10 protein-coding genes and 1 other RNA gene are annotated in these 11,917 nt (G+C 60.1%); 1 reads left to right on the top strand and 10 read right to left on the bottom strand.

Annotated elements, in window-relative coordinates; all coding sequences use genetic code 11:
- The 10 genes from QZT71_RS10665 to QZT71_RS10620 all read right to left on the bottom strand — a co-directional run.
- The coding region (locus QZT71_RS10665) for an MFS transporter (protein ID WP_295915919.1) at positions 1-431 on the bottom strand (431 nt) is incomplete at its 3' end.
- A gap of 425 nt (positions 432-856) precedes the next feature.
- Positions 857-1,233, bottom strand: an RNA gene (gene rnpB, locus QZT71_RS10660) — RNase P RNA component class A.
- A gap of 142 nt (positions 1,234-1,375) precedes the next feature.
- A complete protein-coding gene (locus tag QZT71_RS10655; protein ID WP_295915918.1) occupies positions 1,376-2,758 on the bottom strand; it encodes an aldehyde dehydrogenase in 1,383 nt (460 codons plus the stop codon).
- Positions 2,755-3,576 carry an SDR family NAD(P)-dependent oxidoreductase gene (locus QZT71_RS10650; protein ID WP_295915915.1) on the bottom strand — a complete coding sequence of 274 codons (822 nt, stop codon included), beginning with the start codon at positions 3,574-3,576 and terminating at the stop codon, positions 2,755-2,757. Before QZT71_RS10650 ends, QZT71_RS10655 begins: the two co-directional genes overlap by 4 nt.
- Positions 3,577-3,671: 95 nt before the next feature.
- A complete protein-coding gene (locus QZT71_RS10645) occupies positions 3,672-4,694 on the bottom strand; it encodes a VWA domain-containing protein (RefSeq protein ID WP_295915912.1) in 1,023 nt (340 codons plus the stop codon).
- Between the two features lie 163 nt (positions 4,695-4,857).
- The gene (locus QZT71_RS10640) at positions 4,858-5,850 is read right to left on the bottom strand and encodes a VWA domain-containing protein (RefSeq protein ID WP_295915909.1); all 993 of its coding nucleotides are present in this window, start codon (positions 5,848-5,850) and stop codon (positions 4,858-4,860) included.
- A 12-nt stretch (positions 5,851-5,862) separates the two neighbouring features.
- On the bottom strand, positions 5,863-6,654 hold the full coding sequence (locus QZT71_RS10635) for a tetratricopeptide repeat protein (RefSeq protein WP_295915907.1): 792 nt from the start codon (positions 6,652-6,654) through the stop codon (positions 5,863-5,865).
- A gap of 4 nt (positions 6,655-6,658) precedes the next feature.
- A complete protein-coding gene (locus QZT71_RS10630) occupies positions 6,659-7,639 on the bottom strand; it encodes a hypothetical protein (RefSeq protein WP_295915906.1) in 981 nt (326 codons plus the stop codon).
- Entirely contained in the window at positions 7,636-8,520 is an 885-nt protein-coding gene (locus tag QZT71_RS10625) for a DUF58 domain-containing protein (protein ID WP_295915904.1), read from the bottom strand. The genes QZT71_RS10630 and QZT71_RS10625 overlap by 4 nt, the downstream gene beginning before the upstream one ends.
- A gap of 2 nt (positions 8,521-8,522) precedes the next feature.
- Positions 8,523-9,521, bottom strand: a complete 999-nt coding sequence (locus QZT71_RS10620) for a MoxR family ATPase (protein ID WP_295915899.1) — start codon at positions 9,519-9,521, stop codon at positions 8,523-8,525.
- 185 nt (positions 9,522-9,706) lie between these two features.
- On the opposite strand from QZT71_RS10620, the gene QZT71_RS10615 reads away from it, so the two are divergent.
- Positions 9,707-11,917, top strand: a 2,211-nt coding sequence (locus QZT71_RS10615) for an ATP-dependent helicase (protein ID WP_295915895.1), incomplete at its 3' end; no start/stop codon positions are given.

Genomic DNA, 11,917 nt, shown 5'->3' with positions numbered 1-11,917 from the left:
CCGAGGGCGAGGCCCCGCTGCTCGGGCCGGAACTCGCGCGTTACGATGGCCAGGCCCAGCGACTGGATGATGCCGCTGCCGACGCCCTGCAGGGCGCGCGAGGCAATCAGGAACATGTCGCCCGAAGCTTTTCCGCAAAGCCACGAACCCAGCGTGAAGAGCACCAGCCCGAGGATGTAGATGCGTTTGTTTCCGAAGCGGTCGGCGAACCACCCGGCCGAGGGGAGCATGATTGTCATGGTTATCATGTAGGCCGTGATGACCCATTCGGCCGTCGAGATGCCGATGCCGAACGCCGACATGATGGCCGGCAGCCCGACGTTGACCACCGTCACGTCCAGTACGGCCATGAATGTCCCGAGCATAATCATGCCCAGTATCCACCATTTGTAGCCGCTGCTTTGCCGGATATGTTCGCGCAGGTTCGCCATTGCGGCGGAAGTGTCAAAAAAAATGCCAACCTGCCGCCTGCCCCCGGACAGGGTGCCTGCCGGAGCGAAAGACTGGCGGACAGTGTGTCCCGCCGGGCATTCCGCCATTCCTGCGCAGCCTGCCCGCTGTCTGCCTGCCGGTTTTCCTGCCGTTCGTGCGCAATCTGCCCGCTATTCGTCGCTGCCAATTCGCCATTCCTGCCCGCAGCCTGCCCGCAGCCTGCCCGCTGTCTGCCTGCCGGTTTCCTCGTCGGTTTCCCGCCGTTCCTGCGCCGTCTGTCCGTTTGCTGCCGGGGTTTCCCGCCCCCCCCCGTTCTTTCCGGGGCTCCCCTCTGTCTCTGCCCCCCCCCGGTTTTTTCGTCCGCTGCCTTTGCTGCTTGCGCCGGGGGCATGAAAAAGGGGATGCTGCGAAAAGCGGCATCCCCGTACGTGCAGGCCCTGTAAGCCGGGTTCTGTTCCCGGGACGATGCCCGGGCCCCTGTCATTTATCTGGGACGGCAGTCACCTGCCGCCTCTAGCAACCTACCCCCCGGCATCGGGCGAGCAACCCTTAATTGCCGGTATACACGGTCTTGCAACCCGCGAGACGTACTGCCGGGTGACATCGCTGCCCCCGCGGTGGGCTCTTACCCCGCCTTTTCACCCTTACCTGCCGGGATTTAAGCAAATCCCCTGCGGGCGGTCGTTCTCTGTTACGCTTCTATACCCTCACGAATATCAAGTCGTTAGCTTGCGCGGTGCTCTGTGTTGCCCGGACTTTCCTCCCCCGGCCGAAGCCGGCAGCGACAAGGCGGGCCTGCGCCGCAAAGGTAGTAAAATTCCGCGGATTCCCGCTCCGGCGTTCCGATATTCCGGAAAAAGGAAACTTGCGGAAGCCCCGGAAAAACCGTCCCTGCCGCAACAATTGCGGCAGGGACTTACTATCGTTGAAACGGGGAGCTCCCTTACAGGATTCCTTTCACCCACTTGAAGAACCTGTAGGGCGCGTAGCGGAACGGCAGGTCGACCCATATCGGGGTCGCGACCACCCCGCGCCGGTGCGAGAAGGCGTCGTAGCTGTCGCGTCCGTGGTAGCGCCCCATGCCCGAGTTGCCCACGCCGCCGAACGGCAGGCGGTCGTTGGCGATGTGCATGATGGTGTCGTCGATGCACGCCCCGCCCGACGAGGTGCGGCGCAGCACCCTTTTCGCCGTGCTGCGGTCGCCGAAGTAGTAGAGCGCCAGCGGTTTTTCCCGCTCCGTGACGAATGCCACGGCTTCGTCCGTGTTTTGGAACGTCCGCATCGGCAGCACGGGGCCGAATATCTCTTCCCGCATGACGGGCGCCGCCGGATCCGCCTCCGCCAGCAGGGTGGGTTCGATGTAGTGATCCGCCCGGTCGGTGCGCCCTCCGAGCAGGATTTTACCCTCCTCGAGATAACCCGCGACGCGCTCGAACGCACGGTCGTTGACCATCCGCACGTAGTGGGGGCTCTGCTGCGCGTCGTCGCCGTGCAGGCTTTTGAGCGCCTTGGCGTAGGCTTCCGTAAACCGTTCGCTGACTTCGGCGTGTATGAGCAGGTAGTCGGGGGCGATGCAGGTCTGCCCGGCGTTGAGCGTCTTGCCCCATGCGATGCGGCGTGCGGCTACGTCGATGTCGGCGCCGCGGTCGACGATGCAGGGGCTTTTGCCGCCCAACTCGAGGACGACTGGCGTGAGGTGCTCCGCCGCCGCGGCCATTACGATTCGTCCCAGCGCGGGGCTGCCCGTGAAGAAAATCAGGTCCCAGCGTTCGGCCAGCAGCAGGGTGTTCACGTCGCGGTTGCCCTGCACCACGGCGATGTACTCCTCGGGAAAGGTTTCGGCCACCATCCTCCCGATTGCCTCCGCCACGTGCGGCGTGTAGGGCGACGGCTTCAGCACGGCCGTGCATCCCGCCGAAATCGCCCCGACGAGCGGGTTGAGCAGCAGTTGCACGGGGTAGTTCCACGGGGCGACGATTAGCGCCGTGCCGAGCGGTTCGGTCACGATACGGCTGCTTGCCGGAAAGAGCTTGAGCGGCGTCGGCCGCCGCCGGGGACGCATCCAGCGGTGCAGGTGGCGCAGGTGGTTGCGCACCTCGCCCCGGATGATGCTTATTTCGGTGAGGTAAGCCTCCTCGCAGGATTTGTGCAGGTCGGCCCACAGTGCTTCGCAGAGGGGCTTTTCCCACGTGCGGAGCGCCTCTTCCAAGCGGCGGAGCATCCCGCGGCGGAACGTTTCGGGGAGTGTCGCCCCCGAGCGGAAAAACGTTTTCTGGGCCGCGGTGACGGCGGCGATACGATCCTGCGGTGTGTTTTCGACGGTCATAGGCTTTGTTGTTTGCGTCCGGTGAAATGGTTCATGGTGGAGTAGATGCCGCACCAGCGGCCGATGATGCAATCGAACCACGCCGTGGGCAGGATGCCCTGCACGAAGCGAATCAGGTGGAATCCCCACGGGATGCCCCTGAAACCGCGCTCGCGCTCGATGGCGCGGATGATTTTGCGGGCCGTTTTTTCCGGGTCGAGGATCGGCATGAGCCGCGAGCGCACGCCCTCGAACATGCCCGTGCCGATGTAGTAGGGTGCGATGGTGGTGATGCGTACCCGGCTGCGGGCTTCGCGCAGTTCGATGCGCACCGAGTCCGACCAGCCGACGACGGCCCATTTGCTGGCCGCGTAGACCGACATGCGGGGGTTGGCAATCATGCCAGCCGCCGAACTGATGTTGCAGATATGTCCCGAATCGCGCGCAATCATATCGGGAAGCACCTGCAAACAGAGGGCCATCGGCGCCAGGGCGTTCACCTCCATCGTGCGCACGATTTCCTCCATGCTTTGTTTGTCGAATGTCTTGTTGCCGGTGATGATGCCCGCGCAGTTGACGAGGATGTCCGTGTCGCCGCATTCGCTCCGCGTGCGGGCGTAGGCCGCGGCCACGGCGTCGTTGTCGGCGACGTCCACGCGGTAGCCCGCCGTCCGTTCCGGGGCGGCGTATTCCGCGAGGGTTTTGTCGATGTTCTGTTGGTTGATGTCCCAGACGATTACTTTCCGGGCGCCTTTCTCGAGGGCCACGCGGCCCATGATACGCCCGATTCCCGAGGCTCCGCCTGTGATAAGCACGCATTTATTCCTGATACTCGTCATATCTCGTGGGTTTTGGTTGCGTGTCGTGCGGCCCGGCAGGTGCCGGCCTGCGCAGAATGGCTGCCTGTCCCTTATTGCCCCCCCCCTTCGGACGGCTACTCGCGGAAGATGTTGAGGTGCGCCAGCAGCGGGTTGCGGCGGTCGAGCAGCAGGAACTCGGCGAGCAGCAGCACGAGTGCCGCGATGAGCAGGTACTGGTACTGCTCGTTGAACTCCTCGAAGCGCATCATCGAGAGTTCGGTCTGCTCCATTTCGTTGATGCTCTTCACGATTTCGTCGAGGCCGATCGACTGCTTCGTCGAGCGGACATAGACGCCGCCCGTGATGTCGGCGATTTGTGCGAGCATCTCCTCGTTGAGCTTCGAAACCACCATGTCGCCCTTTTCGTCCTTGATGAATTCGCCGCCGATCTGAATCGGGGCGCCTTCGGGGGTGCCGATGCCGATGGTGTAGATGCGAATGCCCATTTCGGCAGCCCTCCGTGCGGCGGCCAGTGCGTCGTCGTCGTGGTTTTCACCGTCCGTGACGAGGATGATGACGCGGCTGTGGGAATCCTCGGTTTCGCCCGAGAACGACAGCAGCGCCTGCGACAGCGCCTTGCCGATGGCCGTGCCCTGCGCCGCCACCAGCGAGGGGTCGATGCGCTTGGCGAAAGCCTTGGCCATGCGGTAGTCCGAGGTGATCGGCAGCTGCACCTTGGGTTCCCCGGCAAAGACGATCAGCCCCACGCGGTCCTGCTGCAAACCGTCGAAAAGTTTGTTGACGGCGTATTTCGTCCGCTCGAGGCGGTTGGGTTCGAAATCTTCGGCCAGCATCGAGTTCGACACGTCGACCACGAGCATCATCTCGACGCCCTGCGCTTTCTCTTCGCGGAGTTTCGAGCCGAACTGCGGGCGTGCCGCTGCCAGCACCGTCAGGGCGACGGCCGTGCAGAAAAGGATGAATTTCAGCAGGGTGCGCCCGGTCGAAACCTCGGGCATCAGCTCGTCCAGCACTTCGGGGCGTCCGAAGCGTGCGAGCCGTTTGCGGCGGTTGCGTGCCGCGGCCCAGAACAGCAGGATGAGTGCCGGTACGACCAGCAGCAGCCAGAGATATTGCGGATTTGCGAATCTGAACATAACGAGTGCGGGCCCGGCGGATTGTTTTGCGGTTCACTGTCGCTGTCCGACCCGCCGGGTCTGCATTAAGGCACCTGCCGTGCCCGTCGGAAAGCGACATTCCCTCCTGAATCTTTCCGCCGGCAAAGGGAGGGCTTTGCCGGGGCCGGAGCCGTATTTCCGGTTAAGGTATCCGTTTGAGCACCAGGTTCGAGAGCAGGAACTCGGCGAGCAGCAGAACCAGTCCCGCCAGCACCCACAGGAGGTACTGTTCGTGGTAGGTGACGTGCTCCGTGACCTCCACTTTGCTCTTTTCCAACTGGTTGATTTGGTCGTATATGGCTTTCAGCTTGGCTTTGTCCGTGGCGCGGAAATATTCGCCGCCGGTCATTTCGGCAATCGAGCGCAGGGTCTTTTCGTCGATTTCGACCTTGGCCATCACCGTGCCCCCGGTGGGCGTTCCGTAGATGTCGACGGCCGGATAGGGGGCCATGCCCTCCGTGCCGACGCCGATCGTGTATACGCGGATGCCCTGTGCCTTGGCGATTTCGGCCGCCGTGAGGGGCGCTATTTCGCCGCGGTTGTTCACGCCGTCGGTCAGCAGGATGATGACTTTCGACTTGGCCTCGCTTTCGCGCAGGCGGTTTATTGCCGTCGCCAGTCCGTTGCCGATTGCCGTGCCGTCCTCTATCAGGCCGCTTCGGATGCGCGCCAGCAGGGTCTGCAGGGTTCCCTGGTCGGTGGTCAGCGGGCTCTGCGTGAATGCTTCGCCTGCGAAGGCCACCAGTCCGATACGGTCGCCGTAGCGGTCGGCGACGAACGCGCCGGCCACCTCTTTGGCCGCCGTGATGCGGTCGGGCCGGAAGTCGCGGGCGAGCATCGAGCCCGAAACGTCGATGGCGAGCATGATGTCGATACCCTCGGTGTTGGTGCGCGAGAGCCGTTCGACGTCCTGCGGACGGGCCAGCGCCACGATCAGCAGCGCGAACGCCGCGGCACGCAGTACGAACGGCAGGTGCCGCAGGTAGTAGCGCACGGTCTTCGGTGCGCGCACGACGCCCTCGACGGTCGATATCTGGATTGCCGCGCCTCCCTGCAACGTCCGCCAGACGTAGTAGGCGATCATCGGCACGAGTGCCGACAACAGCCACAGATAATATGGTGATGCGAAATGCATAGTTCCCTTGTTTTACCAGTTTTTCTTTCCGCGCACCACGACGCCCTGTTTCTCTTTGAGCTTGTCCTGCGTGCGGTCTTCCTGTGCCTGTATGGCGTCGAGCATCTGCTCCTGCTCCTGCGGGGAGATACCCGCCGGAACGGGCTGCTGCTCTCCCTGCTCATCGCCCTCGTCGCCCTTGTCCGGCTGCGGGGGATTCTGCTGCTCGCCCTGCTGCTCCTGGTCGTCGCCCTGCTGATTCTGGTCGTCTTGCTGCCGGTCGCCGTCCTGTTTGTCCTGTTTGTCCTCTCCGCCGCCTTGTTGCTGCTGATCCTGGTTCTGGTCTTTGTCCTGGTTCTGGTCGTCGTTGCCGCCACCGCCGCCGTCCTTGTTCTCGTCGAGCAGGCGTTTGGTGTAGGCATAGTTGTATTTGGCCTCCTGGTCGTCGGGATTCAGCCGCAGCGACTGTTTGTAGCTTTCCAGCGCCTCTTTGTATTTCTGCTGCTTGAACTGGGCGTTCCCGAGGTTGTAGAACGCCTCGGCGCGCTCCCCGTCCGCCCGCAGCGAATCGGCCGCGGCCTTGCGCATGGTCTGCTCGGCCTTGTCGAAGCGTTCGGCTTTGTACAGGGCGTTTCCGAGGTTGTAAATCGCTTCGAACGACTCCGGTGCGGCCCCCAGGGCGCGCTCGTAACGTTCGATGCTCTTCTCGTAGTTGCCCTTGTTGTATTGCCGGTTGCCGCGGCGCACCTCGCTGCGCTCGGGCATGTTCTGCGCCGAGGCCCCGAGGGCGGCAAAAAGGAATACCATGTATAGGAGTCTGTACATCTTGTTACGTGTTTTGGTTGTTCATCGGGTCGGGCTCTTCCGTCGGCTCCTCCTCGGCGAGTTTCGTTTCCTCGACGAAGTAGTAAGCCTTGAGGTAGTCGGCCTCGTTCTGCTCGGCCTCGGGCGTCGCCTTGGCGAATTTCACCAGGTCGGCGTCGCGCAGAATCGCCGTCAAATCCATGCCGGCCTTGTCGGGCAGCCCCGCCGAGCGCATCGCCTCGATAATCTCGTCCGAGGTCATCTCCATGGCCCCGATGCTCCAGCGCGCCGCGATGTAGGTGCGCAGGATGTCCGTCAGGGCCGAGTAATACTGCTTGTGCTTGTTGTTCTGCCACAGCTTCTGGTGGTGCAGCGCCTCCAGCGCCTTGATTGCCACGACGTGCGGCGGCTGCGGCGGTGCGGCCTTGAACAGGTCGCCGAACCGCTTGCCGCGGCTTTCGAGGTAGCGTTTCAGCGCATAGGCGGCAGCCAGCAGCAGCAACAGCGCGAGCGCACCCCATTGGGCGTAACCACTGACCTCCCCGAAACGGAACGGCAGGTTCCATTGGGGCTTCACGTCGTAAATCGACTGCGACGTCGAGTCGATTTGAAACGTTGCCACTTCGAGGTAAACCGAATCGCGCGCCCAGAGCGTGTCGACGATATTCTTGTCGGCATACAGCACGGCGGGCCTGCCGAGGTTCCATTTACCCTCTTCGAACGCCGCCAGCGTGTAGCGTTTGCGCAGTTTGAGGTGGCGGCCGTCGCGTTCGAGCGTGTCGATCGGGTGTTCCTTGTACAGTTCGACGGGACTTCCCGGCTTGTTCTCGAATTGGGGAAACTCCACCACCTGCACCAAATCCTTGTCCACGTCGACCACCAGGTCGAACCGGTCGCCTATCAGGATGCTGTCGGGCGCTATGTGCGCCGTTATGGTCGGAACGTTGGGCTGTGCCTGTGCGGCGGCCCCCATCAGGAGCAATAGGGTTGTAAAAAGTCGTTTCATCGCTGTTTGAACAGTTTTATCAGTTCGGCCACATAGTCGCCGTCGGTCGAAATCATCGCCGAGTCGATGCGGTTGTGCTTGAGCGTCGATTCGATTTCCGCGCTGCGGCGCTGCCAATTCCGGGCGTAATGCTCCCGCACGGCGCGCGACGAGGTGTCGACCCAGACTTTGCGGCCGCTTTCGGCGTCTTTCAGCTCCACGATGCCCACGTCGGGCAGCTCCGTTTCGCGGGGGTCGTAGACGCGGATGCCCACCAGGTCGTGTTTGCCGCCGGCGATTTTCAGCGCGTCTTCCAACGCGCCCTTGTCTTTGGCCGAATCCATGAAGTCCGAGAGGATGAACGTCGTACAGCGCTTCTTGTTGACGTTGGTGAGGAAGCGCACCGGTTCGGAGAGCTTCGTGCCCGCCGATTCGGGGCGGAAGCCGACCAGTTCGCGTATTATCATCAGGATATGGCTGCGCCCCTTCTTGGGGGGAATGAACTTCTCGACCTTGTCCGAAAAGAAGATGCAGCCCACCTTGTCGTTGTTCTGCGCCGCGGAGAATGCCAGCACGGCGGCGATTTCGGTGATGATGTTCTTCTTCAGCCGGTCGGTCGAGCCGAACATGCGCGAAGCGGAAACGTCGACCAGCAACATCATCGTCAGCTCGCGCTCCTCCTCGTAGATTTTGATGTGGGGTTTGCGCGAGCGCGCCGTCACGTTCCAGTCGATGTCCCTCACGTCGTCGCCCGCACGGTACTCCCTGACTTCGGAAAACGACATGCCCCGTCCGCGGAAAGCCGTATGGTACTTTCCGGCGAAGATCTCGTTCGAAAGACCGCGGGTCTTGATTTCGATCTTACGGACGCGTTTCAGAATATCGTTCTCGGTCTGCTGCATCGTTAGGGTACGATTACGTTGTTGAGGATGTCGGTGATGATCTCTTCCGAAGTGATGTTTTCGGCCTCGGCCTCGTACGTCAGGCCGATACGGTGGCGCAGCACGTCGTGGCAGACGGCGCGCACGTCCTCGGGAATGACGTAGCCGCGGCGGCGGATGAAGGCGTAGGCGCGTGCGGCCTTGGCCAGCGAAATCGACGCACGGGGCGAACCGCCGTATGCAATCAGGTTCTGCAGCTTCTGGAGGTTGTATTCCGCAGGTTCGCGCGTGGCGAAGATGATGTCGATGATGTATTTTTCGATTTTCTCGTCCATGTAGACGTCCTCCACGACCTTGCGGGCCTTGATGATGTCCTCGGGCGAGATGACCTTGTTGACCTCGGGCATGCCTGCGCCCGAGAGGTTCATGCGCACGATGTCGCGCTCCTCCTGCTTCTTGGGGTAGGAGATTTTGGCCTTGAGCATGAAACGGTCGACCTGCGCCTCGGGCAGCGGGTAGGTGCCCTCCTGCTCCAGCGGGTTCTGCGTGGCCAGCACGAGGAACGGCTGGGGCAGCGGATAGGTCTGGTCGCCGATGGTCACCTGCCGCTCCTGCATGGCCTCGAGCAGTGCCGACTGCACCTTGGCCGGGGAGCGGTTGATTTCGTCCGCCAGCACGAAGTTGGCGAACACGGGGCCCTTCTTGACGATGAACTCCTCGTTTTTCTGCGAGTATATCAGCGTACCGATCAAATCGGCCGGCAGCAGGTCGGGGGTGAACTGTATACGCGAGAAGCAGGCGTCGACGGCTTTTGCCAGCGTCGTGATGGCCAGTGTTTTGGCCAGTCCGGGGACTCCCTCCAGCAGGATGTGTCCGTTCGACAGCAGGCCGATCAGCAGCGTGTCGACCAGGTGGCTCTGGCCGACGATGACCTTGCCCATTTCCGTGCGGAGCGTATCGACGAATACCGATTCGCGTTCGATGCGCTCGTTGAGTTCTTTGATGTTGATGACTTCGCTCATTGTTTTATTGTATGTTGAATTTCATGCTTTATTTTCTGCGCCCGGCATCGTCTGCCCGCAGCCTTTGCACCCGCTTGACGAAAACGTTGCCGTATTGTTGTCGGATTTAGTTTTTTAACGTTAGCAATGCAAAGATATTATTTTCTTTGAAAAATTCTTTCTTAATTCTTATTAACTTTGCGGTCATGGAATCCAACTCTTCACCGATATTACAAGGCCTGAACCCCGCACAGCACGACGCCGTAATCAATTACGATTCCCCGTCGCTTATCATCGCGGGCGCCGGTTCGGGCAAAACCCGCGTGCTGACCGCACGTATCGCCTATATGATCGAACAGGGCGTGGCGCCGTTCAACATCCTGGCGCTCACCTTTACCAATAAAGCCGCCCAGCAGATGCGCGAGCGCATCGCGCAGATGCTTCCCGACAACCGCAGCCGCTATATCCGCATGGGCACGTTCCACTCGGTTTTTTCCCGGATTCTGCGGGAGAACGCCGAACGAATCGGTTTTCCCGAGTCGTTCACCATCTACGAGCCGTCGGACTGCAAGAACCTCATCAAGACCATCGTCCGCGAGCTGAACCTTCCGGACGAGAAATACAAGCCCAACCTGCTGGCTTCGCGCATATCCTATGCCAAAAACTGCCTGGTGACGCCTGGGGCCTACCTGGCCAATACGGTCTACGCCGCCGAAGACCGGCAGGCGCAGATTCCCGAGTTCGGCAATATCTACAACATCTACTGCCAGCGCTGCAAACGCAACGGGGCGATGGACTTCGACGATTTGCTGCTGCAGACCAACATCCTGCTGCGCGACGCCCCCGACGTGCTGGCGCGTTACCAGGAGCTGTTCAGGTACATCCTCGTGGACGAGTACCAGGACACCAACTATGCGCAGTACGTCATTATCCGCCGCCTGTCGCAGCTGCATTCCAAGGTCTGCGTGGTGGGCGACGACGCGCAGTCGATTTATTCGTTCCGCGGCGCCAAAATCGAGAATATCCTCTCTTTCAAAAAGGATTTCCCCGATGCCATGGTGTTCAAACTGGAGCAGAACTACCGTTCGACGCGCACGATCGTCGACGCGGCCAACTCGGTTATCGTCCGCAACTCCAAACGCATGGAGAAGCACTGCTTCTCGGCGGGCGACGTGGGCGAGCCGATTCGTATTTGGAGGGCTTACGATGAACATCAGGAGGCTGAAAAGGTCGCTGCCAACATACGAACCGTAGTTGGCGAAACAGGCTGTGATTTATCGGATATAGTGATTCTTTATCGTACAAATAATCAATCACGTGCTTTAGAGAATCAGCTTCGTGCATTCAGTATTCCTTATCGGATTTATAAGGGTTCATCATTTTATGACCATAAGGTCATTAAAGATTTGTTGTCTTATATCCGTTTGGTAATAAATCCTCACGATGATGAGGCTTTCCGCCGTATTGTCAACTACCCAACGCGTGGTATCGGTGAAACGACTGTTGAACGAATTTCTCAACTGGCGGCAGATAAAGGTGTGTCAATGTGGGAAGCTGTGGATGCATTAGTGAGAGAACCTGCTACAGATCCGATTAAACGAACGATCGCACGCAAAGTTTCCGAGTTCGTGTCAATAATACGTGCTTTATCGCTGTCCCGCAGCAGCAAAAGTGTTTCCGATTTCGGACAAGAGGTTCTTGCTAAATCGGGGGTCGTTGCTGCCTATTGTGCGGAAAATATGCTGGATATCTCATCAATATGGGATGACAAAGAGAATCCGGTCGTTGAGTTGTTGAAATCGATGCAAGAGTTTGAGGACAGATGTAAGCTGGAGATCGACGAAGGGACTCGCAATCCGGAAGAGATTGCAACCATTGAAGAATGGTTGCAAAGTATGATGTTGATGACTGATGCCGATAAAAAAGATGACCCCGAAAATAATAATAGAGTGACCTTAATGACAATCCACTCTTCAAAGGGATTGGAATATGATTATGTATATCTTGTCGGTGTCGAAGAAGGGCTTTTCCCGTCAATGCGTACTGCAGAATCGCTCGATGGGCTGGAAGAAGAACGGCGCTTATTTTATGTGGCCATTACGCGAGCTAAAATTTCAGTTTCCATATCTTGTACTGAAATGCGGTTGAATTTCAGAACAAGAGAGAGGGAGTTGGCCAGGCCAAGTCGTTTTTTGCATGAATTAGACCCTCGATTTATTGAGGCCGATTTTGATTTGGATCGTCCGCGCCGTTCGCCCGACGGGGCCGGGGCTTCGGCCATCGACGAGCTGCGCCGCCGTTTCGACTACCGTTTCCAGCAGAAACAGCAGGGAGCGGGCCGTGCGGGCGGCAACAACGGTTACGGCGGCCGCGGCGCAGGGAGTGCCTACGGCGGACGTCCGTCCGACGGCGAATCC

The organism is uncultured Alistipes sp., from assembly GCF_902388705.1.
Taxonomy (GTDB): domain Bacteria; phylum Bacteroidota; class Bacteroidia; order Bacteroidales; family Rikenellaceae; genus Alistipes.
The sequence above is the reverse complement of the archived record's forward strand: the minus strand, read 5'-3'. Positions and strand labels throughout refer to the sequence as shown.

Coding starts and splice junctions, on each gene's coding strand:
- QZT71_RS10655 (WP_295915918.1), bottom strand. CDS start 2,758: ATGACCGTCGAAAACACACCGCAGGATCGTATCGCCGCCGTCACCGCG.
- QZT71_RS10650 (WP_295915915.1), bottom strand. CDS start 3,576: ATGACGAGTATCAGGAATAAATGCGTGCTTATCACAGGCGGAGCCTCG.
- QZT71_RS10645 (WP_295915912.1), bottom strand. CDS start 4,694: ATGTTCAGATTCGCAAATCCGCAATATCTCTGGCTGCTGCTGGTCGTA.
- QZT71_RS10640 (WP_295915909.1), bottom strand. CDS start 5,850: ATGCATTTCGCATCACCATATTATCTGTGGCTGTTGTCGGCACTCGTG.
- QZT71_RS10635 (WP_295915907.1), bottom strand. CDS start 6,654: ATGTACAGACTCCTATACATGGTATTCCTTTTTGCCGCCCTCGGGGCC.
- QZT71_RS10630 (WP_295915906.1), bottom strand. CDS start 7,639: ATGAAACGACTTTTTACAACCCTATTGCTCCTGATGGGGGCCGCCGCA.
- QZT71_RS10625 (WP_295915904.1), bottom strand. CDS start 8,520: ATGCAGCAGACCGAGAACGATATTCTGAAACGCGTCCGTAAGATCGAA.
- QZT71_RS10620 (WP_295915899.1), bottom strand. CDS start 9,521: ATGAGCGAAGTCATCAACATCAAAGAACTCAACGAGCGCATCGAACGC.